At 64.0% G+C, this 24,082-nt stretch carries 22 protein-coding genes, 1 tRNA gene and 1 pseudogene; 17 read left to right on the top strand and 7 right to left on the bottom strand.

Going from position 1 to position 24,082, the window contains the following annotated elements; translation table 11 throughout:
- Positions 1 to 18 precede the first annotated feature (18 nt).
- Both GGQ90_RS07155 and dnaN read right to left on the bottom strand, forming a co-directional pair.
- Entirely contained in the window at positions 19 to 2,616 is a 2,598-nt protein-coding gene (locus GGQ90_RS07155) for an EAL domain-containing protein (RefSeq protein WP_188081491.1), read from the bottom strand.
- Positions 2,617 to 2,706: 90 nt separating this feature from the next.
- On the bottom strand, positions 2,707 to 3,819 hold the full coding sequence (gene dnaN, locus GGQ90_RS07150) for a DNA polymerase III subunit beta (RefSeq protein WP_188081490.1): 1,113 nt from the start codon (positions 3,817 to 3,819) through the stop codon (positions 2,707 to 2,709).
- A 171-nt stretch (positions 3,820 to 3,990) separates the two neighbouring features.
- Here dnaN and GGQ90_RS07145 point away from each other — a divergent pair, with 171 nt between their 5' ends.
- From GGQ90_RS07145 to GGQ90_RS07130, 4 genes are all read left to right on the top strand, one after another.
- Complete coding sequence (locus GGQ90_RS07145) at positions 3,991 to 4,482, top strand: hypothetical protein (protein ID WP_188081615.1); 492 nt, start codon at positions 3,991 to 3,993, stop codon at positions 4,480 to 4,482.
- A 48-nt stretch (positions 4,483 to 4,530) separates the two neighbouring features.
- Positions 4,531 to 5,790 carry a dual-specificity RNA methyltransferase RlmN gene (rlmN, locus tag GGQ90_RS07140; protein ID WP_188081489.1) on the top strand — a complete coding sequence of 420 codons (1,260 nt, stop codon included), beginning with the start codon at positions 4,531 to 4,533 and terminating at the stop codon, positions 5,788 to 5,790.
- Positions 5,791 to 5,948: 158 nt separating this feature from the next.
- The gene (locus GGQ90_RS07135; RefSeq protein WP_188081488.1) at positions 5,949 to 6,743 is read left to right on the top strand and encodes a YkgJ family cysteine cluster protein; all 795 of its coding nucleotides are present in this window, start codon (positions 5,949 to 5,951) and stop codon (positions 6,741 to 6,743) included.
- A 29-nt stretch (positions 6,744 to 6,772) separates the two neighbouring features.
- On the top strand, positions 6,773 to 7,195 hold the full coding sequence (locus GGQ90_RS07130) for a hypothetical protein (protein WP_188081487.1): 423 nt from the start codon (positions 6,773 to 6,775) through the stop codon (positions 7,193 to 7,195).
- A 51-nt stretch (positions 7,196 to 7,246) separates the two neighbouring features.
- Here the strand turns inward: GGQ90_RS07130 and GGQ90_RS07125 are convergent, their stop codons facing one another.
- Together GGQ90_RS07125 and GGQ90_RS07120 are read right to left on the bottom strand one after the other, a co-directional pair.
- On the bottom strand, positions 7,247 to 7,756 hold the full coding sequence (locus tag GGQ90_RS07125; RefSeq protein WP_188081486.1) for an outer membrane protein: 510 nt from the start codon (positions 7,754 to 7,756) through the stop codon (positions 7,247 to 7,249).
- Between the two features lie 326 nt (positions 7,757 to 8,082).
- Positions 8,083 to 8,607, bottom strand: a complete 525-nt coding sequence (locus tag GGQ90_RS07120; RefSeq protein ID WP_246428158.1) for an outer membrane protein — start codon at positions 8,605 to 8,607, stop codon at positions 8,083 to 8,085.
- Positions 8,608 to 8,906: 299 nt separating this feature from the next.
- Between GGQ90_RS07120 and GGQ90_RS07115 the strand changes: the two genes are divergently transcribed.
- The 7 genes from GGQ90_RS07115 to GGQ90_RS07085 all read left to right on the top strand — a co-directional run bounded on the left by GGQ90_RS07115 (position 8,907) and on the right by GGQ90_RS07085 (position 13,790).
- Positions 8,907 to 9,623, top strand: coding sequence for a cytochrome b/b6 domain-containing protein (locus tag GGQ90_RS07115; protein WP_188081484.1), 717 nt, complete (start codon positions 8,907 to 8,909; stop codon positions 9,621 to 9,623).
- Positions 9,620 to 10,366, top strand: a complete 747-nt coding sequence (locus GGQ90_RS07110) for a molybdopterin-binding protein (protein WP_188081483.1) — start codon at positions 9,620 to 9,622, stop codon at positions 10,364 to 10,366. The genes GGQ90_RS07115 and GGQ90_RS07110 overlap by 4 nt, the downstream gene beginning before the upstream one ends.
- Positions 10,367 to 10,398: 32 nt before the next feature.
- Positions 10,399 to 11,640: an SAM-dependent methyltransferase gene (locus GGQ90_RS07105; protein ID WP_188081482.1), complete on the top strand. Its 1,242-nt coding sequence runs from the start codon at positions 10,399 to 10,401 to the stop codon at positions 11,638 to 11,640.
- Between the two features lie 163 nt (positions 11,641 to 11,803).
- Positions 11,804 to 12,124, top strand: coding sequence for a hypothetical protein (locus GGQ90_RS07100; RefSeq protein ID WP_188081481.1), 321 nt, complete (start codon positions 11,804 to 11,806; stop codon positions 12,122 to 12,124).
- Between the two features lie 73 nt (positions 12,125 to 12,197).
- The gene (locus tag GGQ90_RS07095) at positions 12,198 to 12,620 is read left to right on the top strand and encodes a DUF350 domain-containing protein (protein ID WP_188081480.1); all 423 of its coding nucleotides are present in this window, start codon (positions 12,198 to 12,200) and stop codon (positions 12,618 to 12,620) included.
- A gap of 4 nt (positions 12,621 to 12,624) precedes the next feature.
- The gene (locus GGQ90_RS07090; RefSeq protein WP_188081479.1) at positions 12,625 to 13,455 is read left to right on the top strand and encodes a S1 family peptidase; all 831 of its coding nucleotides are present in this window, start codon (positions 12,625 to 12,627) and stop codon (positions 13,453 to 13,455) included.
- Positions 13,456 to 13,511: 56 nt separating this feature from the next.
- Positions 13,512 to 13,790 carry a DUF3297 family protein gene (locus GGQ90_RS07085; RefSeq protein WP_188081478.1) on the top strand — a complete coding sequence of 93 codons (279 nt, stop codon included), beginning with the start codon at positions 13,512 to 13,514 and terminating at the stop codon, positions 13,788 to 13,790.
- 38 nt (positions 13,791 to 13,828) lie between these two features.
- Here GGQ90_RS07085 and GGQ90_RS07080 read toward each other — a convergent pair whose 3' ends face one another.
- The 3 genes and pseudogenes from GGQ90_RS07080 to GGQ90_RS07070 form a co-directional block, all read right to left on the bottom strand.
- Positions 13,829 to 14,584 carry a CHAP domain-containing protein gene (locus GGQ90_RS07080; RefSeq protein ID WP_188081477.1) on the bottom strand — a complete coding sequence of 252 codons (756 nt, stop codon included), beginning with the start codon at positions 14,582 to 14,584 and terminating at the stop codon, positions 13,829 to 13,831.
- 45 nt (positions 14,585 to 14,629) lie between these two features.
- Positions 14,630 to 14,933 (bottom strand): annotated as a pseudogene (locus tag GGQ90_RS07075) (integrase core domain-containing protein); the annotation flags it as partial.
- Positions 14,934 to 15,149: 216 nt separating this feature from the next.
- Positions 15,150 to 15,239: transfer RNA gene (locus GGQ90_RS07070), tRNA-Ser, on the bottom strand.
- Between the two features lie 147 nt (positions 15,240 to 15,386).
- On the opposite strand from GGQ90_RS07070, the gene hspQ reads away from it, so the two are divergent.
- The 6 genes from hspQ to GGQ90_RS07040 all read left to right on the top strand — a co-directional run bounded on the left by hspQ (position 15,387) and on the right by GGQ90_RS07040 (position 24,072).
- Positions 15,387 to 15,758: a heat shock protein HspQ gene (hspQ, locus tag GGQ90_RS07065; protein WP_188081476.1), complete on the top strand. Its 372-nt coding sequence runs from the start codon at positions 15,387 to 15,389 to the stop codon at positions 15,756 to 15,758.
- Positions 15,715 to 16,491 carry a GDSL-type esterase/lipase family protein gene (locus GGQ90_RS07060; RefSeq protein ID WP_188081475.1) on the top strand — a complete coding sequence of 259 codons (777 nt, stop codon included), beginning with the start codon at positions 15,715 to 15,717 and terminating at the stop codon, positions 16,489 to 16,491. Before hspQ ends, GGQ90_RS07060 begins: the two co-directional genes overlap by 44 nt.
- Positions 16,492 to 16,611: 120 nt before the next feature.
- Entirely contained in the window at positions 16,612 to 18,549 is a 1,938-nt protein-coding gene (locus GGQ90_RS07055; RefSeq protein ID WP_223178143.1) for an OPT family oligopeptide transporter, read from the top strand.
- A 170-nt stretch (positions 18,550 to 18,719) separates the two neighbouring features.
- Entirely contained in the window at positions 18,720 to 21,512 is a 2,793-nt protein-coding gene (locus GGQ90_RS07050; RefSeq protein WP_188081473.1) for a TonB-dependent receptor, read from the top strand.
- Positions 21,513 to 21,589: 77 nt separating this feature from the next.
- Positions 21,590 to 22,990, top strand: coding sequence for a purple acid phosphatase family protein (locus tag GGQ90_RS07045; protein ID WP_188081472.1), 1,401 nt, complete (start codon positions 21,590 to 21,592; stop codon positions 22,988 to 22,990).
- Between the two features lie 8 nt (positions 22,991 to 22,998).
- Positions 22,999 to 24,072, top strand: a complete 1,074-nt coding sequence (locus tag GGQ90_RS07040; protein ID WP_188081471.1) for a phytase — start codon at positions 22,999 to 23,001, stop codon at positions 24,070 to 24,072.
- Positions 24,073 to 24,082: the final 10 nt, after the last annotated feature.

The following is a 24,082-nucleotide window of genomic DNA, read 5'->3' as shown; positions in this document are numbered from 1 at the left end:
CCGGCCGGCCTTCATCCTCTATCCGGCCAGCGCCTTGGGCTGACTACGGAGCAGGGCGAGGTCGATTGGAGCGGCGAACTCCACCCCCATGCGATCCTCGCGCGACCAGCGGGTGGTCGCGTCGACGCTCTGCCCTTCAGACAGGTCGATCGCGAACTGCGTGCCTTCAGGCACATTCCACAGCCCCTCGATCATCGCGCCGGTGGCGGAGATGTTGCGGATGCGGCCATTATAGACATGGCCGTCATGATGGACGGCAACCGTGCGCAGCATCGCCTTGCGCTCCGGCCGGCTCGACTGGAAACCTTCAGACCGGGCGGAGACGCCATTGGTGCGCTGGCCTTCCAGCACCTGCGCGGCGGGCATCGGCCGGCCGTAGATATAGCCCTGGATATGGCTGCACCCCAATTGCCGGATCAGGTCCAGCTCGTCGCGCGTCTCGGCCCCTTCCGCCGTGGTGTCCATGCCCAGTGCCTCGGCCAGGCTGACGATCGCCTTGATGATCGCGCTGTTGCGGCTGCCCCGGATGGCGGCGCCACGCACGAAGCTCTGGTCGATCTTGATCTTGTCGAACGGCGCCTTCTTCAGATAGCCGAGCGACGAATAGCCAGTGCCGAAATCGTCGAGCGCCAGCCGCACGCCCAGCCCCTTGAGGCGGGTGAACATCGCGTCGGTGCCGGCGTCGTCGTTCAGGAAAACGCTCTCGGTGATTTCCAACTCCAGCCGTTCGGACGCCAGTTGCGCACTCGCCAGCGCCTGCATGACGGTGGTCGGGAAGCCGGGATTGGCAAATTGCATCGCCGACACATTGACCGCGACGCGGATATCCTGTTCCCACTGCGCAGCGTCACGACAGGCAGTCCGCATCACCCATTCGCCGATCGGCGCGATCAGACCGCTATCCTCTGCAATGGGGACAAACAGCGCCGGCGATATCGGCCCGCGCGTCGGATGATCCCAGCGCAGCAAGGCTTCATAGCCCGTAATGCGCTCCGTCGTCGAACAGACGATCGGCTGATAGACAAGATGCAGGCCGTCCGCCGTCAGGGCGTGGCGCAAATCCTGCTCCAATTGGCGACGGTCTTCCGCATCGGCGTGCATGTCGGCCGAATAGAAGCGATAGACGCCGCGCCCATCGCCCTTGGCCTTGTAGAGCGCCAGGTCCGCATTGCGGATCAGGGCATCGGCGGTGACGCCATCTTCCGGACAAAAGGAAATGCCGATCGACACGCCGATCACCACCCCCGTGCCCTCGATCGAATAGGGTTGCGATACGGCGCTGATGATCGCCTGTGCCAGCAGGCCGAGCCGGTTGCGGTCATGGCGGCCATGGACCAGCACCTTGAACTCGTCGCCGCCCTGGCGCCCGACCAGCCCCTGATTGCCGACCACGCGCTGCAGCCGCTGGCTGACCTGGCGCAGCAGCGCGTCGCCGGCCGGATGGCCGAGCGTGTCGTTGACGCTCTTGAACCGGTCGAGGTCGAGCATCATCAGCGCACATTCGCCCTGCTTGCCGCGCGAACCGAGCACCGCCTGCTCCAGCGCCTGCAACATCTGCACCCGGTTGGCGAGACCGGTCAGCGAATCATATTGGGCCAGGCGCGTCACTTCCGCCTGGCTGCGCCGCATTTCGGTCAAGTCGGTGCCCGATCCGCGAAAGCCGTGGAACTGGCCATATTCGTTGAACACCGGTTCGCCCGAGATCGACCACCAGCGTTCCTCGCGCGCGATCGCGGCGCGCACGGCGATGTCGGCAAAGCCGGTCCGGGCCGAGAGGTGGAAGCCGAGCGTCCGCTCGCCATCGCCCTGTTGCCGGTCGCCCTGCTGGATGATGTCGGTGAGCAGCCGCCCGATCAGGCTGCCCACTTCCACGCCCAGCGGTCCGGCCAGGGTTGCCGAAATATAGGTGATACGGCTCTGGCGGTCGGTTTCCCAGAACCAGCCACGGCCGGACAGTTCATATTCTTCCAGCAGCCGGTCGGATCGCTGCGCCTTGAGATCCTGCTGATGCTGTTCGATCGCCCGCTCCCGATCCGCCGCCGCCTGACGCAGGGTGGCGATCGCCATCACCGCCAGGCAACTGGCCAGCAGCCCCAGATGCACCATGCCGGCATGGGCGATGCCGGCCACCAGCAACGCCCCCATGAAATAGCTGAGCCCCAGCAGGCGCCGATCGCCGACGATGCAGACCGCCAGCAGCGCGATCGCCATTTCGGGCACCGCCGACGGTATGGCCGCGCCATTGCCCTGCGCCAGCCACAGGCTGAAGCTCAACCCCGAGCAGAAGAGCGCAGGCAGCATCAGCCAATTCTGGATATGGGGCCGCAAATTGCGGAACAGCCCCCAGCGCGGCACCAGCATCAGCAGCCCATCGATCAGCACCACGGCGCACAGCAGGGCGCCATGTTCCGGCCGAGCAAGCGAGAGCATGCCGAGCAAAGCCGCGACGCACAGCTTGGCCAGCAGCATCAGCGGCCAGAGCGCAGCGACATGGGTGAAACTTCGCGAAATCCAGGTAGCGGCGACGTCCGTGCCGCTTTCGGCCAGCCCCAGCGAGACAAGCAGGCTCGCGGTCCTGGCCGGCGCATCCGGATCATGTTTGCGGACAATAGCCATGCCGATCGTCTAACCGACAAAGCTTGAGAAGCGATTACCCGCCGGGTCCGGGCGATTCCCGGATATTCAGATATCTGCCGGCAACGCCGATCAAACGCGCATCGGCATCAGCACATAAAGGGCAGGGCTGCGGTCATTTTCGCGGATCAGCGTCGGCGCGGCGGCATCGGCCAGGTGCAGTTCGACGATGTCCGTGTCGATCTGACCCAATATGTCGAGCAGATAGCGGGCGTTGAAACCGATATCGAAGCCTTCGCCCTGGAAGGCACCGGGCACTTCTTCGGCCGCCGTGCCGTTTTCGGGGCTGGTGACCGACAGGGTGATCTTGTCCTTGTCGAGGCTCATCTTGACCGCACGGGTCTTTTCGGTGGCGATGGTCGCGACGCGGTCTACGCCTTCCTCAAAGCTGCGCGGGTCGATCTTGAGCAGCTTGTCGTTCGCGGTCGGGATGACACGGCTGTAATCCGGGAACGTGCCGTCGATCAGCTTGCTGGTCAGGATGGCGTTGCCCAAACCGAAGCGGATCTTGCTGGGCGACAGGCTGATCTGGACCGAACCCTCGACCTCATCGAGCAGCTTGCGCAGTTCCGCGATGCACTTGCGGGGGATGATGATGCCCGGCATGCCATCCGCCCCGTCCGGACGGGGCACGGTGACGCGCGCCAGACGGTGGCCGTCGGTCGCCGCCGCCTTGAGCACCGGCGAGCCTTCGTCCGAGACGTGGAAATAGATGCCGTTCAGATAATAGCGTGTCTCTTCGGTCGAGATCGCGAAGCGCGTCTTGTCGATGATCTGCTTGAGCGTTTCGGCCGGCAGTTCGAAGCTGGTCGGCAGGTCGCCCTCGGCGATCACCGGGAAGTCGTCGCGCGGCAGAGTCGACAGGTTGAAGCGGGCGCGGCCGGCCTGGATCAGCATCTTGCCATCGGCCGCCTGCAGCGACACCTGGCTGCCCTCGGGCAGCTTGCGGGCGATGTCGAACAGGGTGTGGGCGGAAATGGTGGTGGCGCCGGCCTGTTCGACCTGGGCCGACACGCTTTCCACGACCTGCAGGTCCAGATCGGTCGCCATCAGCTTGATCGCGCCGTCCGCCGATGCCTCGATCAGCACGTTGGACAGGATCGGAATCGTGTTCCTGCGCTCCACCACCGACTGGACGTGGCTCAGGCTCTTGAGGAGCGTTGCGCGTTCGATGGTGGCCTTCATGTCCCTGTTCTGTCCGTTCTTTTTGCGTCGATGGCGAGGATTCGGTCGAATCCCGGCGGCAATGATGGATGGTCCTTCATAACCGCTATGTCGGCGGCGGCAAGCACCTCGACGCGCTTTCGAAACGAAGCCGGGCTTGCAAAAGGCGATGGCTTGCGCTTTGCCCGGACCATGCGCCGCCTGCCCGCCCTGCTGATCCCGCTCGTCGCCCTCGCCAGCCCGGTCATGGCGCGCGATTCGCTCGGCATTTTCGAAAGCTGGGGCGCTTTCCGTGATCCTGTGACGCCGCGCTGCTACGCCATCGCCATGCCGACCCAGCGCCGCACAGGCGAGGCGCCGACAGGCTTTGCCGCCGTCGGCACCTGGCCGCGCCAGCATGTCCGCGGCCAGGTCCATTTCCGCCTCAGCCGCCCGCGCGCCGCCAATGCGCGGGTCTCGCTCAGCGTCGGCGACCGCCGTTTTGCGCTGGTTGCGGGCCAGGCCGACGCCTGGGCCGCCAATCCACAGGATGATGCCGCGATCATCGCCGCGATGCGCTCCGCCAGCAGCATGAGCGTGCAATCGACATCGGCGAAGGGCAGCGCCTTTGCCGACAGCTATGCGCTGCGCGGCGCGGCCACGGCGATCGACGCGGCAGCGCTGGGGTGCGCCCGTTTGCGCTGATTCCAACGCCACTTTAAAAATCCGGCAAAATCGCCTATGTGCGCGGCCATGCACTCCGCCGCCAACCCCATCATGCCGATTCCCGGCCTTATCGACCCTGTGCCCGTGCCCCGCGCGGTGACGCCCCGTGAGGACGGACGCGTCGACATGCTGGGCCTGACCCGTGCCCAGATGAAGGGGGCGCTGGAAGAAGCCGGTCTCGACCAGAAGGCCGCCAAGCTGCGCTCCAAGCAGCTGTTCCATTGGCTCTATCATCGCGGCGAAACCGATTTCGAGAAGATGACCGACCTCGCCAAGCCGATGCGGCTATGGATGGCGGAACGCTTCATCGTCGGCCGCCCGCAGGTGGTGGAGGCCCAGGTATCGAACGACGGCACCCGCAAATGGCTGCTCCGGTCGGACGACGGCCAGGATTATGAGATGGTCTTCATCCCCGATGCGGATCGCGGCACGCTGTGCGTGTCGAGCCAGGTCGGCTGCACGCTCAACTGCAGCTTCTGCCACACCGGCACGATGCGGCTGGTCCGCAACCTGACGCCGGGCGAGATTGTCGGCCAGGTCATGCTGGCACGCGACGCGCTGGGCGAATGGCCCAAGGGCAGCATGGCCAGCGTCAATGATGACGAGGCGGACGACGAGGCGCAATATACGGCGGATGGCCGCATGCTCACCAACATCGTGATGATGGGCATGGGCGAGCCACTCTATAATTTCGACCATGTGCGCGATGCGCTCAAGCTGGTGATGGACGGCGATGGCCTCGCCCTGTCCAAGCGGCGCATCACCCTGTCGACCAGCGGCGTCGTGCCGATGATGGCGCGCGCGGCCGAGGAAATCGGCGTGAACCTGGCGGTTTCGCTCCATGCCGTGACCAAGGAAGTGCGCGACGAGCTGGTGCCGCTCAACCGCAAATATGGCATCGAGGAACTGCTGCAGGCCTGCGCCGATTATCCCAAGGCGAACAATGCCCGGCGCATCACGTTCGAATATGTGATGATCAAGGACAAGAATGACAGCGATGCCGACGCGCATGAGCTGGTCCGCCTGATCCGCAAATATAAGCTGCCGGCCAAGGTCAACCTGATCCCGTTCAACCCCTGGCCGGGCACCGACTATGAATGTTCGAGCCAGGAACGGATTCGCGCCTTCAGCACGATCGTATTCGAGGGCGGCATTTCCGCGCCAGTGCGCACACCGCGCGGCCGCGACATCATGGCCGCCTGTGGCCAGCTCAAGTCGGCGAGCGAGAAAAAGAGCAAGGCAGAGATGAAGCGCCTGGCCGAAGAGAAGCAAGCGGCGCTCGGCTGAATTTCGCGCTGACCCGGCCTGGACCAGCCGCTTGACCAGCCCCGGCAAAACGGCTTAGCCGTTTGAAATGCCTGCCCGACTTCCAAAAGCAAGCGGGCTGGCGTTGAAAAGGGTGGCGCGTGGGGCGGCACCCATGTTCCAGCTCCGGGTCCGCACCGATGAACAGCAATCCCGAACAGGGGACGGAAGCCGCTTCCGCCCTGCAATTTTCCTGCACGTCCTGCGGCCGATGCTGCAACGGGCTACGCCTGCTCCTGAGCCTGTCAGAAGCGATCACCTGGCTCGATCATGGCGGGCGCGTCGAGTTGTTGTGCGATGCGGCTCCGGCCCTGGAGTTTCCCGAGGGATCGAGCGAGGCCTATCGCGCGGCACGTGCCGCGCCGGCAACCAGCCACGCGTTGCCCGTGACCATTTCCGTATTGCCGACCGCCGTGTTCGACGGTCCCTGCCCCAATTTGCAGGCCGATATGCGTTGCGGCGCCTATGACCGGCGGCCCAACGCCTGCCGCATCTACCCCGCCGAAATTCGGCCCGACCGACGGATCGTGCCAGCGGAGAAGCTCTGCCCGCCCCAAGCCTGGGATGCCGATCAGCCGCTCTTTTCACACCCAATAACCGGCATGGCCGATGCCGTCACGGCGACCGCAATCGATCACGCACGCGCCACCGGCATGGACGATGTCGCTCGCAAGACGCGACTGCTCGCACTTCTGGGCATCAATCAGGCCGCACTGGCCAACGAAGGCTATGCTATTTGGAAACCGGCGCCGGCACGACTGCTGGACGCCCTGCGCGAAGTGATGGACGGCGGGCTGCCGACAGACGCTGCGCCGCTGCAAGTGGAAATTGTCTCGTTGCGGGCCGAGACGCGGCGCATGATGGCGGAAGCACAAGGCGGCGACGCCTTGCCCGACACGACGCGCGGCTACGAATATCTGCCGCTCTACGGATGAGCAGAGCTGGACCGGGCGGGAGAGGGATGATGACCGATGACGAGATCGATGCGCTGGGCTGCGATTTTCTGGCCTGCACTTTGCCCAAGGCGCGCTGGACCCATGGCGCCCATTTCGCGACCGCGCTGTGGCTGATGCTGCGCCGGCCCGATGTTGACGCCGAAAGCGACATGCCGGGCATGATCCGCCGCTACAATGAAAGCGTCGGCGGGGTGAACAGCGACACCAGCGGCTATCATGCGACCATCACCCAGGCATCGCTGCACATGGCGCGGCAATTGCTGGCGGGCCAGTCCGACGACGTGACGCCAGCCACGGCCTATACGGCGCTGATGGCATCGCCGCTGGGCGACAAGGACTGGCTCTTCACCTACTGGTCGCGCGAGACGCTGATGACGCCGCTTGCTCGGCGCATATGGGTCGCGCCCGATATCCGCGCCTTGCCGGCATAAAAAAGGGCGGCCCAAATGGACCGCCCTTCCCCATATTCCGATCTGAAAGGATCAGAAACGGTAGCCGATGCCGACGACGCCAGCGTCGCGGCCACCGAAATTATCTTCATATTCGGTGCGCTGATATTCGGCCGAGATATAGGTGTTCGGGGTCACCGAATATTCCAGGCCACCGCCGTAGCGGACGCCTTCCAGCGAGGTGTGGGCACCAGCGGCCTCGATGCGGCTCGACGCATAGCCGACCTTGCCGAACGCCAGGATCTTCGGGGTCACGACATAGCCGAGACGGACCGAAGCGGCGAGATCACGGCTGGCGTCGATGCCCTGGCCGTCGACGGTCGAGTCACCGAAGGAGACTTCCGGACCGAAGGTCACGCGGTTGGCAACGGCGAGGTCGTAGCCGGCGGTCACGCCGTAGCTGAAGCCTTCTTCGCCCTGCGCCTTGTCAAAGCCCATGGTGACGCCAGCGCGCGGACCGGTGAACGGCGCAGCATCCTGAGCGAAAGCGGGAGCAGAAACAGCGGCAGCAGCAGCAATAGCTGCGAAAATCACAGTCTTCATAAAGTCCTCGATATTTATTATGACGCTACGACTTAATTGTTCATCTAGCGTTCAGGTTTGATGCTAGGAAAATATGAAATAGAGTCACACTTCCTCCTGCTTATTCTTCTCCGACACTTCGGAGAGGAACTGCCCCCTCTGCATCATGAGAGCGCATTGGCCATCTAGGATCGCCAAAGTCACTTGCAAAGGGGCAAGACCTTTATTTCAATCAATTTCAGCCCTTGTGTTGCAAAAGTGTGACAACGCGCCTGCAGCACGACCGGCCGCGAAAAAGGGGCAGCCCGACAGCCGCCCCTTTCCCGAAAGTCCGAATTTGCGGGCGATCAGAAGCGCAAGCCGATCCCCGTCACCAGTTGGTGGCGCGACACGCCCGCCTCATAATCGGAGTAACGATATTCGCCCTTGAGGAAGAGCTTTTCGGCGATCCGATATTCCAGACCCGCGCCGAGCCGCAGCCCGTCGCCATTGTCGCCGCCGCGGATCAGGCCGCCTTCGCCGTCACTGGCTTCATATTCCATCCGGGCGTTGCTGTAGCCCGCCTTCACATAGGCGAGCGCCTTGCTGCCGAGCGGCACGCCGAGCCGCCCACCGACATAAAGGTCGCGGTCGGTCTCGCTCTTGCCCCCGGCGACATGCAGGCGGGTGGTGGAATCGGAAATTTCGCCCTCGATGCCGAGGATCAGGCCACCCAAGGCAAAGTCATAGCCGGCATTGAGGCCATAGAGCAGGCCATCGGCCGATTTGGCACCCTTGGCATCGACCACATCATAGCCGGTGATGATTTCGGCATGAGCACCCGTGAAAGGGGCATAATCCTGCGCAAAGACAGGCGCCGAAACGAAACACAAAACAGCCGAAGCGATAAAAAACGTGATACTCTTCATATTACCCATCCAATATCTGCGTCGAAGCGCCGAAAATCGTGACAGGCGACCTTGTTTATACTCCCGTTTCGTGGAGGAATTTTATCAATTCAAATTTCTGTACGAAAATTCTTTGAAGTCGACTTCATCAGTCCCTTGCAGGGCCAGCCGTTGATCGCAATGGCACGCCCGGCACCATCGCCATTCGACCAACGACAGCCCAGGCCATGCGAACGACCGCGATACGGCTGGATATTTCGACGAAAGACAATAGGGTCACCGCCATGGAACCGCATCACGCCCCAGCGGACCTGGTCCGCCGCCATCGCGGGCCGACCCGGCTGTGGCACTGGCTGAACGCGCTGCTGCTCTACATCCTCTTCACCTCCGGCCTTGGCATCTTCAACGCCCATCCCCGCCTCTATTGGGGGCAATATGGCGCCAATTTCGACCATGCCTGGCTGGAGCTGGACCGGTTCCCCGGCTGGATCACCCTGCCCGCCCTCTATAATCTGGCGCTGTCGCGCCATTGGCACCTGACCGCCGCGCCGATCTTCGCCTTCGCGCTGCTCTTCTACATGGTCTGGAGCCTGGCGGGCGGCCATATCGCCCGCGACCTGGCCTTTCGCCGGGGCGAACTGGCCCCGCGCCATGTCTGGCAGGACATATGTGACCACGCCCGGCTGCGCTTCCCCACAGGCGCCGCGGCTCTGCGCTACAATGTGCTGCAGAAGGCGAGCTATATCGCGGTCATCTTCCTCGCCCTGCCGCTGCTGATCCTGACCGGCCTCACCATGTCGCCCGGCATGAACGCCGCCTGGCCCTGGCTGGTCGATCTGTTCGGCGGTCGCCAGTCGGCCCGGTCGATCCATTTCCTGGCCGCCTTCGCACTGGTCGCCTTCTTCCTGGTCCACATAGTGATGGTGCTGCTCGCCGGTCCGGTGAACGAGATAATGTCGATGATTACCGGCCGTTATCGCCTGCCGAAGGACCGGCCATGATCCTGACCCGTCGCACCCTGCTGCTGGGCGCGGCCGCGACGCTGGCGGGATGCGACCGGATCGCGCGCCAGTCGCTCGCCCGCGACATCCTCTTTTCCGCGGACAATTTCCATCAATGGGCGCAGCGCACAATCATGGCGCGCGACGCATTGGCACAGGAGTTCCGGCCCGAGCAGATTTCGCCCATCTTCCGCGCGAACGGCACCGCCAATCCCAACACCCCGGCCTACAAGGCGCTGTGGCGCAGCGGCTTTGCCGACTGGCGGTTGCGCGTCGACGGACTGGTCGCCCGGCCCCTGTCGCTGTCGCTGTCGCAATTGCACGCCCTGCCCCATCGCGAGCAGATCACCCGCCATGACTGCGTCGAGGGGTGGAGCGCGATCGGCAAATGGCGCGGCGTGCCGTTGAAGCTGCTGCTCGACGGCGCGGGGCTGCGCGATCGCGCCCGCTATATCGTCTTCCACTGCGCCGACGACATGGGCGGTGGCACCGCTTATTATGAGAGCATCGACCTGATCGATGCCTTCCACCCCCAGACCATCCTGGCCTTTGCCCTCAACGACCGGCCGCTCAGCGTCGCCAATGGTGCGCCGCTGCGGCTGCGGGTGGAGCGGCAGTTGGGTTATAAACAGGCCAAATATCTGATGCGGATCGAGGCGGTGGAGAGCCTTCTGACCATTGGTCGAGGCAAGGGCGGTTTTTGGGAAGACCGCGCCAATTATGATTGGTATGCAGGCATTTGACGGCCGCGTAACGAGAAGGACCAGCCTGCTCCATGAAGATTTTCGACCGCGTTCTGAGACGTCTTGTCACCAAGGGTCAGTTGACCGTTTTCTATGCCGACGGCCGTAGCGTTACCGTCGGCTCGCCCGACCCGGACTTCCCTCCGCTGGCGCTGCGCTTCCTCGACAAACGCGTGCCCCTCGACATCGTCAAGGATCCGCGCCTGGGCATGGCCGAGGCCTATATCGATGGCCGGGTGGCGATCGAGGGCGGCGGCATCATGGAGTTCGTGTCCATGATCCGCCAGAATAATGCCTGGGAAAATGGCAAGTCGATCGACGCCAAGGGGCCGGTGCAGCGCGCGCTGAAGACGGTGCGCCGCAAGCTGTGGAAGGCCAATCACCGCAGCCGGTCCAAGGCCAATGTCGCCCATCATTATGACCTGTCGGGCGCGCTCTACGCCCTCTTCCTCGACCGCGACCGCCAATATAGCTGCGCCTATTTCCCCGATGCGGAGAATGAGGCGGGGATCAGCCTGGAGCAGGCGCAGGAAGACAAGAAGGCGCATATCGCCGCCAAGCTCTACCTGAAGCCGGGCATGAAGGTGCTGGACATCGGCTGCGGCTGGGGCGGCATGGCGCTGTACCTGCACAAGCATTTCGGTGTCGACGTGACCGGCATCACCCTGTCGGAAGAACAGTTGAAGGTCGCGCGCCAGCGGGCGATCGACGCGGGCGTCGCCGACCATGTCCGGTTCGAGCTGATCGACTATCGCGACATTGAAGGGCCGTTCGACCGCATCGTGTCGGTCGGCATGTTCGAACATGTCGGCACCGCCGACTATCGTGTCTTCTACAACAAGTGCCGCGACCTGCTGACCCAGGATGGCGTGATGCTGATCCACACGATCGGCCGCGTCGACGGCCCCGGCATCACCGACCTGTTCACCACCAAATATATCTTCCCCGGCGGCTATATCCCCGCTTTGTCGGAAATGGTGGCGGGCAGCGAGGGCACGCGGCTGATGATTACCGACGTGGAGGTGCTGCGCATCCATTACGGCCTCACCATCCGCGACTGGTACAAGCGGACCATGGCGCACAAGGCGGAGATCGTCGCCCTCTATGACGAGCGTTTCTTCCGCCTGTGGACCTTCTATCTGGCGGGCGCGGCGACCGTGTTCGAACATGGATCGATGGTCAATTTCCAGGTCCAATATGTGCGCGACCGCCGCGCCTTGCCGATCACCCGCGACTATATGATCGAGGCCGAGACGGCGCTGCGCGGGCGCTGATACGCCGCCACGCACCGATGATGCGAGGCAGAAATGCGACCGTCCGGGCGGGCTGAACACAGCCTGTCAGCCCCGTTCCCGGACGGTTCAGTGACTTGGCCCCATTCTCCTCTCCACGCCCCCGCGCTGCCCCGGCAGCCGGGCCGGACAGAGGAGAAGCAAGATGAAATTCCTGTGGAAAAGCGCTGCGATGCTGGGCCTGGCCATGGCCGGCATTACCGTCACCAGCGCACCAGCCCAGGCGCAACAGTATCGCGGCGACGGCTGGCGCGGCGACCGCGATGGACGCTGGGAGAATCGGGGTCGGGATCGGCGCCACTGGGACAATCGGCGTTGGGGCGACCGCCGCGACTGGCGCGGCGACCGGCGCTATCATGATGGCCGACGCGGCTATTATCGCTCCAGCTATCGCCAGCGCTGCTGGGATGAGTGGCGCTATAATCCCTATCGCGACCGCCGGGTCCGGGTGCGCATCTGTCGCTGACCCCGCCTGAGCAAATATATATCGCGGCCCGCCCCGATTGAACCCGAGGGCGGGTTGCGGCATTTCTGTTCCCATGAGCGATCCCACCCCCGTCTTCCAGAGCCTGTTGTCGGGCCTGCCGATCCTTCTTCTCCACCTCGCCTGCGCGACCCTGGTCTGGGCCGCGGCCATGGCGGTCTATATGTGGATAACCCCACATGACGAGTTCAAGCTGATCCGCGCCGGCAATGAGGCGGCGGCCATTTCGCTGGGTGGCGCGGCCCTTGGCCTTGCCGTACCGCTCGCCTTCTGCCTCGCCGGATCGGTCAATGTCTGGGACGTGGTCATCTGGGGCAGCGTCACGCTGGTGCTGCAACTGATCGCCTTTCGCCTGGTCGACCTGTTGCTGGGATCGCTGTCCGGCCGGATCGAGGCGAATGAGCGATCCGCCGCCATCTTCCTGGCGATGATGAAGGCTGCGGTCGCCTGCCTGACCGCTGCGGCCGTGGCGGGCTGACGCGATGGGACGTCGGGGCTGCGGCTGCCTGCCCTGGCTGCTGGGCCTGATCCTGCTGCTCGCCTGGCTGGGCGAGATACAGGCACCGTCCTTGCAGGTCGAACAATATGACCCCCGCTCGCCCCGCCGCCCGCTGCCGCGCGGGGGCGAGGAACAATATATTATCGAGGATCGGCCCGGCGGCCCGGCGGACGCCATGGGCACGGCCTTTGCCGTGGATCGCAACGGCGTGTGGATGACCGCCGAACATGTCACCCATGGCTGTTCGCGCGTCGGGCTGGAACAGCGCGGCCGCGCGCTGGAAGTGCCGCGCGTCATCGAAAGCCGGGAATCGGATGCCGCGATCATCCCGCGCGGCCCCCGCAGCCCCGCCGCCCTGCCGCTGCGCAGCGGTGCACCATCGCCCGGCGCCACCGGCTATCATATGGGCTTTCCCGCCGGCGAACCGACATTGGTCCTGTCCGAACTGATCGGCCGGGCCGAAGCCCGGCGCGGCAGCAGCGGCATCGACCAGCCGGTGCTGGTCTGGGCCGAGCGTGGCCGCCTGCCCGAGGGCGATGGCACCCTGTCGGGGATCAGCGGCGGGCCGGTCTTCTCCACCGATGGCCGGGTGGTCGGCATCAACAGCGCATCGACGGACCGGCGCGGCCGCATTCTGACCGTCGCGCCCGACGCGATGATCCGCCTGACCGCCGCCAGCCGTGCCGTCGGCGACCAGCCGGTCGCCTATCCCTTTGCCGGCCTTACCGACGCGCAGGAACGTTTCACCAACTGGCTGGACGAAGGCGTCATCCGCCGCATCTTCTGCGACGTTGATGACGGGCGCGGCGGTTGACGCCTGCGGGCAGGAAAGAGTAGGCGCTGCGCAGCATTTTCAGGGAAATTGAGATCATGAGCGACACGCCCCCCGACCATCTGTCCACCAACCCGCGCAGCCCCCATTTCGACATGGAGGTGCTGCAGCGCGGCATCGGCATCCGTTTCAAGGGCCGCGAGCGCAAGGATGTGGAAGAATATTCGATTTCCGAGGGCTGGATTCGCGTTGCCGCCGGCAAGACCCGCGACCGTAACGGCAACCCGCTGACCATCAAGCTGTCGGGTGAAGTCGAGGCCTGGTTCGAAAATCCGGCCGAAGGCGCCGAGGGCGACAAGGCCGCCGACGCCGAATAAGCCTATAAGGCCGGTCTCCGCTCAATCGCGGGGGCCGGTCAGTTCATCAGGGATTCGCGCTTCACGTCAGCGATGACGTCGCCCAGCGAGCGATCCGACGGGCTGTTGTCCGCATATTCGATGATGAACGGGTCCGCCTCGATACGGGGCGCTGCCTTGCGCCGGGGCGCAGCAGGCTTGGGCGATACCGTCGCCACCATCGCGTGCGTCTGAACCCTCGCCATCCGTGTCGCCGCCCTGGGCAGCGGCGCAACCTCCGCACCTTCCTCACCATCGCCTGTCTCGACCGCGGCGCTGGCATAGCGAAGGCTGCTGCCCAGCGCCGGATCGGGCGTGAAGGGGTGCAGCTTCGCCTTGGCCGGATAGATGAAGCCGAAGGTAGGATTGGTGCGGGCGCCCATCTGCCCGGTCGGGCTGTGCCAGACGCGCACCTGGCTCCAGTCGCCCGCGTCCGACACGTCGATCGCCAGCACATCCTCCTCGATCGCGCCGGGCGACGACCAGTTGGCATGGCGGATCAGCACGCGGCGATCATCCAATATCCGGCTGACCACGGCGACATGGCCGAGCGTCATCGGCCCAACCGGCCGGAAGGCCAGCACCGCGCCCTTTTTGGGCCTGTTGCCACGCTTGTAATGATCCTGCGCCTGGTCCCACCAGGTCAGCGCGTCACCATAGATGTCGACACCGGAAACGACGCGCGCATAGGGCACGCATTGCAGCGCCGTGGCGGCCATTACAGGGGCTGCCGTCAGACTGGACAGCAAAGCCATCCAGCGAACATATCGAAACATTATTGCGACCTCTAAGCGTCGAGAATCGCCCAACCGCGATCGACCCTAGATGTTTAGTCCCGGCATCTGGTGGATTGGGTTAACGATGAGCCGTTCTGGCTCTGCCGTCCAGATTTTGGTGATGTATTCGTAGAGTGTGAGACCGCTCAGCGTCTTGAGCCGACGGGCAAAGTTGTAGGCGGCCATGAAGTCGGCGAGATGCGTGCGGAGTTGGTCTTGGCTCTCATAGTGGAAGCGCTTGACGGTCGCCTCCTTGATGATCCGGTTCATCCGCTCGACCTGACCGTTCGTCCACGGGTGGTTTGGTGAGCCGGTGCTCGATGCCGTTTGCGTCGCAGACCATGTCGAAGCGCATTTGGCGTGACCATGCGGTGTTCCGGTTGCGCGGCTGCTCGGCGAATTGGATGCATTGTCGGGACGGTCATACGGACCTCGAAACCACCATCTGTGGTCGCCCGGAGATATGTCATCGATCTCATTCTGTAGCACCGTTGTATAGCGATTGAACGCTCGGCAGCCCAGAATCAGGGAAGAACCTTTTTATCTCATAATCTTATGAGATAAGTGGCGGAGAGGGAGGGATTCGAACCCTCGGTACCCTCTCGGGCACGCCGCATTTCGAGTGCGGTGCATTCGACCACTCTGCCACCTCTCCGCAGAAGACCGGAAGCACTGAACCGCAAGGGAAAAATGCCGGACCGATCGGGTCGAGGGGCGCCCATTAGCGAATGATTCTCCGCTTGCCAAGCGCCCTTTTCAGTATTTTTCTTGTCTCCCTGCGCAGGCTCCCTAAATTGGTCATATGAAAGTCACGATTCAGAATATCGGTACCAGCATAATTGCCCCGCCGGTCGTCCATGCCCGCTTCAGCATCGGCGATGTGCTCAAGCATCGCAGCTTCGGCTTTCGCGGCGTGGTGTTCGATATCGATCCGGTCTTCGCCAACAGCGAGGAATGGTATGAATCGATCCCCGAACATGCCCGGCCCGACAAGCAGCAGCCCTTCTATCACCTGCTCGCCGAAAATGGCGAGAACAGCTATGTCGCCTATGTGAGCCAGCAGAATCTGGTGGCCGACGACAGCGAGGAGCCGGTTGACCACCCGGCGATCACCGGCCTGTTCGGCGATTATGCGGATGGCAAATATCAGCTGCGCCCGCGCCACCGGCACTGAGCCGCACTGGCAGGCCGCGATCGGCATTGCCCTGTGGCTCGTTGCGGGAGGGGCGCTGCACGCGGCCCCGCCGCCGACGCAGGACAAGGTCGCGGTACCCAATGCCGATCCGACCTTCCCCTTCTCCAACGAGATCGCCGCCTTTGCCAAAGCCGAGGCGGCCGGCCCGCCGATCGCCGACGCGACATTGTTCCTGGGCAGTTCCAGCATTCGCCTGTGGGACATCAAGGGCAGCTTCACCGATATCGGCACGGTCAATCGCGGCTTTGGCGGTGCGACCACGCCCGACGTGCTGCATTATTACAAGCGCTTGCTGCCCAAGGCGAAGCCGCGATCGATCATCGTCTATGTCGGCGAAAATGATCTGGCTGCCGGTGCCACTCCTGACAAGGTCGCCCAGGACATCCTGACCCTGCTGCGCCAATTGCGCGCCGACTATCCCAGGGCACATATCGCCTATCTCTCGCTAAAACCCAGCCCGATCCGCTGGACGCTCTGGCCCCAGATGGCGGCGGTCAACATGATCGTTTCGGCGCGCAGCAAGACGATGAAATTCGACTATCTCGATGTCGGCCGCCCCTTGCTCGCCACCGACGGCCTGCCCGACGCATCGCTGTTTCGCGCCGATGGTTTGCACATGAATCCGCGCGGTTACGAACGCTGGACCAGACTGGTCGACGCCTATCTGGACCATGCCGTGCTGGCTGACGCCGGCGCTGGCCGCGATTCCTGACCGCCCTGTCGGCCAGTTTAAGATTGATCCAAGCGCCAGCAACATTATTACCGACCGCTTGATCGATCGACTGGCGAAGGGAAAAGAGCAGTGACAACCGATTCGGCCAAGGCCGTGCCGATGGCGGAGCTGACGCTACGCGGCGTCATTCTTGGCGCGCTCATCACCCTGCTGTTCACCGCCGCGAACGTCTATCTCGGCCTCAAGATCGGCCTGACCTTCGCCACGTCGATCCCCGCCGCAGTCATCTCCATGGCGGTGCTGCGCCTGTTCGCGACCGGCACGATCCTGGAAAACAACATCGTCCAGACCATCGCTTCGGCCGCCGGCACGCTGTCGGCGATCATCTTCGTGCTGCCGGGCCTGGTCATCATCGGCTGGTGGCAGGGCTTCCCCTATTGGCTCTCCGCCTTCACCATCGCGCTAGGCGGCATATTGGGCGTCATGTATTCGGTGCCACTGCGCCGCGCGCTGGTCACCGGATCGGACCTGCCCTATCCCGAGGGCGTCGCCGCCGCCGAAGTGCTCAAGGTCGGCGCCGGTTCGCGCGAGGGCCTGGAAGAAAATAAGCGCGGCCTGGCCGCCATCGTCATGAGTTCGCTCGCCGCCGCCAGCTTCTCGATCATCGCCAAGACCAAGATCCTGGCCGAGGAGGCCGCCACCTTCTTCAAGCTGGGTGCCGGCGCCAGTTCGGTCTCGACCAGCTTCTCGATGGCGCTGATCGGTGTCGGTCATCTCGTCGGTATCTCCGTCGGCGTCGCGATGTTCGTCGGCCTGCTCATCAGTTGGGTGGGCATCGTCCCCTATCTCACCAGCCCGCTGCCGGCTGGTGCAGACCTTGCCGACCTGGTCGGCACCACCTTCCGCATGAAGGCCCGCTTCATCGGCGCCGGCACGATCGGCATCGCCGCGATCTGGACGCTGCTCAAGATCCTCGGCCCGATCATCAGCGGCATCCGCTCTGCCCTCAATGCCGCCAAGGTCCGCAAGTCGGGCGATGCCGGCATGCTGGACATCACCGAGCGCGACCTGCCGATCGGCATCGTCTTCGGTACCATCCTCGCCTCGCTGGTACCGATCGCGGTGCTGCTGTGGGTGTTTGCCCAGGGCGGCCCGATCGCCGCCAATCCGGTACCGATCATCGGCCTGACGTTGGCCTATATCCTGGTCGCCGGCATCGTCATCGCGTCGGTCTGCGGCTATATGGCCGGCCTCATCGGCGCGTCGAACAGCCCGATTTCGGGCGTCGGCATTCTCGCCGTGCTGGGCGCCTCGCTGATCCTCGCTGCCATCTACGGCTCGGGTGGCAACCCGGAACAGAGCCAGGCGCTGATCGCCTATGCGCTGTTCACCACCGCCATCGTGTTCGGTGTCGCCACCATCTCCAACGACAATCTGCAGGATTTGAAGACCGGCCAGCTGGTCGGCGCGACGCCGTGGAAGCAGCAGATCGCGCTGGTGCTGGGCGTGTTGTTCGGCGCGCTGGTGATCCCGCCGGTGCTCGACCTCTTGAACAGCGCCTTCGGCTTTGCCGGTGCGCCCGGCGCCGGTCCCAACGCCCTGCCCGCACCGCAGGCCGCGCTGATCTCCGCGCTCGCCAAGGGCGTGCTGGGCGGCGATCTCGACTGGGGCCTGATCGGCTTCGGCGCCGCCATCGGTGTCGTCATCGTTGCGCTCGACGAGCTGCTGGGCAAGGCGGGCAAGCTGCGCCTTCCGCCGCTCGCGGTCGGCATGGGCATCTATCTGCCGATGGCGCTGACCCTGCTGATCCCGGTCGGCGCGGTGATCGGTCATGTCTACAATCGCTGGTCGCTGCGCCAGGCGAACCCCGAATTTGCCGAGCGCATGGGCGTATTGATGGCGACCGGTTTCATCGTCGGCGAAAGCCTGTTCGGCGTCGCTTTCGCCGGTATCGTCGCCTCGACCGACAGCGACGCGCCGCTTGCGCTGGTCGGCGAAAGCCATTGGGCGGTGCCGCTGTCGGTGCTGATCTTCGCCGGCGTGATCGCCGCCCTCTATGCGCGCCTGCGCCGCTGGGCCACCGCACCGCTAGGCTGACAGGCGTCCGGGGCGGCCGACATCGGGGCGCCCCAGCCCGCCCAAGTCATGTGGCCCTTGCGCCACGTCACATAAGTTACATTTTTCAGACTTTTATCTGCAATCATACTGCCATGAAGCCGTAAGGACTCATCGCCAATGGCCTCCCCAACCGAAGGGGAGCATTCACCATGAAGACCTTGTTCCGTGGCGCGAGCCGCGCCGCGATCATCCTTGCCACCGCCATGCCCGCCGCCGCCTTCGCCGGGACGATCACCGGCACCGTGTCCGACGGCACCGGCACCCGCGCGCTGCAGTCGACCCAGTTGCGCATCGTCGAAAATGGCCGCGTCGCCGAAGCCGGTCGCGATGGCTCCTATCGCTTTCCCGATGTTGCGCCGGGCACCTACACGATCGAGGCCCGCTATGTCGGCGCCGATCCGGTCCGCACCACCGTCGTCGTGCCCGCCACCGGTGACGTCGATGCCGATATCCGCATCGGTTCGAACATCGATGCGTCGATCATTGTCGTCGGCCAGGTCGCCAACCAGGCATCGACGCTGTCGCGCCAGCGCGCGGCCGACGGTGTCGAAAGCGTCCTGACCCGCGACGCGATCGGCCAGTTCCCCGACCAGAATGTCGCCGAATCGATCCGCCGCCTACCCGGCGTCAACATCCTGAACGACCAGGGCGAAGGCCGCTTCGTGTCGGTCCGCGGCCTGGACCCGGAACTCAATGCCGCCTCGATCAACGGCACCCGCGTGCCGGCGCCGGAAAGCGACGTCCGATCGGTCGCGCTGGACGTCATCCCTTCGGAACTGATCGAATCGATCGAAATCAAGAAGTCGCTGACGCCGGACATGGACGGCGACACGATCGGTGCCTCGATCGAAATCAACACCACCAGCGCCTTCGACCGCAAGAAGGACCTCTACTCGGTCAAGTTGGAAGGCAGCTATAACGACTATGCCGACGCGCTGACGCCCAAGGGCAGCGTCGATTTCTCGACCCGCATCACCGATCGCTTCGGCATCGCCGGCGGCTTCAGCTATTACAAGCGCAAGTTCGAGAGCGACAATATCGAGGCGGCCGACTGGAACCAGACGGACGATGGCATCGCCTATGCCGAGGAAATCCAGTATCGCGACTATGACGTGCAGCGTAAGCGCCTCGGCGGTTCGCTCAGCCTCGACTGGCTGGCGACCGACACGACCAAGCTCTACGCCCGCGGCCTCTACAGCCAGTTCGAGGATCAGGAATATCGCGGCGACGTGATCTTCATCATGGATGAAGAACCCGCATCGGGCACTGCCACTTCGGCCCAGTTCAGCGATGAGGACGGCCGCATCGAAGTGCGTCGCCGCATGAAGGACCGGTTCGAAAAGCAGCGCATCAAGTCGCTGACCCTGGGTGGCGAAACCAACACTGGTCCCTGGAAACTGACCTATGCGGGCAGCTGGTCGGAAGCCAGCGAACGCGAGAACGGCTCGATCGACCCTACCCGCTTCCGCGCCCGCTTCGACGGCGACGGCGTCAATGTCGGCTTCGACTATTCGAACCCGATGAAGCCGACCTACACCGTCACCGGCAATACCGACGCTTTCTACGATCCGTCGGAATATGGCTTCAACGAGCTGGAACGCACCACGCTGTCGGACTCGAAGGATCGCGAATATACGATCAGGGGCGACATCAGCCGCGCCTTCGCCACCGATGGTGGCACCTTCACCGTCCAGACCGGCATGAAGGCACGCTGGCGCAAGAAGAGCTATAATCTCCAGTCGGACGTCTATGACGGCTATGATGGCGACTATACGCTCGCCGACGTGCTGGGCGGCCAGACCTATCGCATTCAGGATATCCTGCCGCAGGCGAGCCACACCGGCCCGACCAATTTCTTCTACGCCAACCAGGCCAATTTCGAGCGCAACGATTTCGATTCGCTGCTCAACTCGACCACGTCCGATTATTCGGTGACCGAGGATATCCTCGCCAGCTACCTGATGGGCCGCTGGGACAGCGACACGCTGCGCGTCATCACGGGTGTCCGCGTAGAACAGACCCGCAATGACATCCGCGCCTTCCAGACCCTGGCGACCGGCGACGAGGTCGAGGATATCACGATCACGCCGACCCGCTTCGTGCGCAACTATACCAACTGGCTACCCAGCCTGACGGTGCGTTACGAACCCGTCCGCAACCTCGTCTTCCGCTTCGGCGGCTACAAGAGCCTGGTGCGTCCCAAGCTGTCCAACCTGGCCCCGCGCTTCGACATCAACGAAGATGGCGAAGCCACGCTCGGCAACCCGAACCTGAAGCCCTATGATGCCTGGAACATGGACGTGTCGGCCGAATGGTATTTCGGCACCAACGCCGCCCTGACCGGTGGCTTCTTCTGGAAGTCGATCAAGGACTTCGTCGTCGAACAGACGATCGAGGAACCGGGCACCATCTATGGCGTCGACTATAATCAGCTGACCACCTACATCAATGGCGACAAGGCGAAGATCAAGGGCTTCGAACTGTCCTACAGCCAGGTGTTCAGCTTCCTGCCCGCACCGTTCGACGGTCTGCTCTTGAACGCCAACTATACCTACACCGACGCCAAGGGTACGGTGCTGACGGATGGCGACATCGCCGATCCCCGTACCGTCCCGCTGGCCTCTTCGTCCAAGAACACGTTCAACCTCGTCCTGGGCTATGAGAAGGGACCGATCTCGCTGCGCGCGGCGGGCACCTATCGTGACAAATATCTGGATGAGCTGGGCGGCAAGGCCGAGGATGATCGCTATGTCGACGATCATTTCCAGCTCGACCTGAGCGCGAAATATCGCGTCGCGCCGGGCGTCCGGGTCTTTGCCGAGTGGATCAACGCCACCAACGAACCCTATTTCGCCTATCAGAACTATGCCGGTGCCAAGCGCCTGCTGCAATATGAGGAATATAACTGGACCGCGAAGTTCGGCATCACCGCCAGCTTCTGATCCCGTTCGTTTTTCCCCTGCTTGCCGGTCGCGCCCTTGCGCGGCCGGCAAGTCCCGTTTTCCCGGAAAGGACGCCCATGTCCCGACTGTTCCTGACCATGCTGCTGATGGCGAGCGCTGCGCCGCTCTCCGCCCAGCCGGCCGCCGCCCCGTCCGTGCCCCGCTCCGCCGGCACGCCCTATGCGGCGCGCAGCCTGCCCGACCGGATCATGCTGACGCCCGCCGCCGATCCGTCGCGCGGCATGGCCGTCGCCTGGCGCACCGACACCGCCCAGGCCGCCAGCGAAGCGCAGATCGCCATCTCGGTCGACGGCCCGACGCTGGAGGAGAAGGCCAGGACCGTGACCGGCCCCGTCGGCACCGCGAAGGATAGCGCCAATGGCCCGGCCCTCTACCACCAGATCCGGTTCGACAATCTGACGCCCGACACCGTTTATGCCTATCGGCTGAAGGGCAGCGCGGGCTGGAGCGAGTGGCTGCAATTCCGCACGGCGGCGGCTGAAGCCAGGCCCTTCCGCTTCCTCTATCTGGGCGACATCCAGAACGGCATCCTCACCTATGCCAGCCGCGTCATTCGTCAGGCCTTCCACGCCAATGGCGGGATCGAACTGGTCGCCCATGCCGGCGATCTCGCCGCCCAGCGCGACGACCTCGACCATGACGACGAATGGGGCGAGTTCAACCAGGCCGGCAGCTATAACTGGTCTATCGTCCCGCAACTACCCGCGACCGGCAACCATGAATATGTCGATGTGGTGAAGCCCGACGGCAGCGAGAGCCGCAAGCTCGGCCCCTATTTCCCGCTGCAATTCGCCCTGCCCGACAATGGCGTGCCGGGCCTCAAGACCACCTATTTTGTCGATTATCAGGGCGTGCGCTTCATCATCCTCGACGGCACATCGGCCATCGATCTGGGCACCATGGCGCAGCAGACCGCATGGCTGGACGCCACCCTCGCGTCCAGCAAGGCCAAATGGAACGTCGTGCTGTTCCACCAGCCTGTGTTCACATGCGCCCGACCGCAAGATACGTCGGAAGTGAAGGCCGCTTGGAAACCCGTCTTCGACAAGCGCAAGGTCGATCTGGTGCTGCAAGGCCATGACCATTGCTACAGCCGCCTGACGTCCGAGGCCGGTCGCGAAGCCTCCGCGCAGGCGCGCAAGGATGGTGCAATTCAGGGACCAGTCTATCTCGTCTCCGTCACCGGCTCGAAAATGTACGGCCTCAACGACCGCGCCCGCACCCAGCCGGACAAGACGGCCGAGGCGACCGAGCTTTATCAGGTCGTGGACGTGGACGGCGATCGCCTGAAATTCCGCACCTATACCGCATCGGGCAAACTCTATGATGGCTTTGATCTGGAGAAGCGGGCGGACGGCAATCACCTGACCAACACCAGCGAGCCCACCATCGCGGTACGCACCTGCACCGGCAATATCGGCCCCGACGGCGGCAAATGCGTCGCGCGCGGCAAGTGAGGACCATCATGACGAAGCGTCTCGCCCTTTCCCTGACCAGCCTGCTTGCACTTGCTGCCTGCGCCACCGCAGAACAGGAAGTGCCGGTCGCCGTGCGCATCGCCAATGCGACCCCGGCGGTCAACGTCACCGCGCGCGGCGAGACCACCCCGGTCGGCACGCCCAATGCCGATGCGGCCGATGATCCGGCAATCTGGCGCAATGCCGCCGATCCGGCCGCCAGCCTGATCGTCGGCACCGACAAGAAGGCCGGCCTCTATGTCTATGGCCTGGACGGCAAGACCCGCGATTTCCTGGACGCCGGCCGGGTCAACAATGTCGACCTGCGCGATGGCGTGGCGGTGAACGGCCAGACCGGCATCCTGGTCGTGGCGTCGGACCGCAATGATGTGGCGAACGCCAAGCTGGCCCTGTTCCGGCTCGACAGCATGACAGCGAAGCTGACGGCCCTGGGCAAGATCGATGCCGGCAAGGGCGAGGCCTATGGCATCTGCCTGTACAAGGCACCGGAGGCGACCTACGCCTTCATCGTGCTGAAGGACGGCACGATCAACCAGGTCGCGCTCGATGCGTCCGGCGCGACGCCCACCGGCAGGATTGTCCGCACCATGAAACTTGGCACCCAGTCGGAAGGCTGCGCCGTCGATGACCGCACCGGCATTCTCTATGTCGCGGAGGAAGATGTCGGCCTGTGGCGCTTCGACGCGCGCGCAACCGGCTCCGCCACGCCAACCAAGATCGCGGCGGCCGACGGCAAGAATCTGGTGATGGATGCCGAAGGCGTCGCCATCGCCCCGATCGGCGAGAAGGACGGCTATGTCCTCGTCTCCAGCCAGGGGGACAATGCCTATGTCGCCTATCGCCTGTCCGACGACAGCTATGTCGGCCGCTTCCGCGTCGTCGACGGCGCGATCGGCGGGTCGGAGGAAACCGACGGGATCGAGCTGATGCTGGGTGATTTCGGCCCGGCCTATCCCGGCGGGCTGTTCATCGCGCAGGATGGCCATAACGCGGCGGCGGCGCAGAATTTCAAGCTGGTCGCCTGGGACGACATCGCCAAGGCATTGGGCCTGCCCCGATAAACAGCCTTGT

It is taken from the genome of Sphingobium scionense (assembly GCF_014197035.1).
Taxonomy (GTDB): domain Bacteria; phylum Pseudomonadota; class Alphaproteobacteria; order Sphingomonadales; family Sphingomonadaceae; genus Sphingobium; species Sphingobium scionense.
This window is presented reverse-complemented; position numbering and strand designations above follow the sequence as displayed.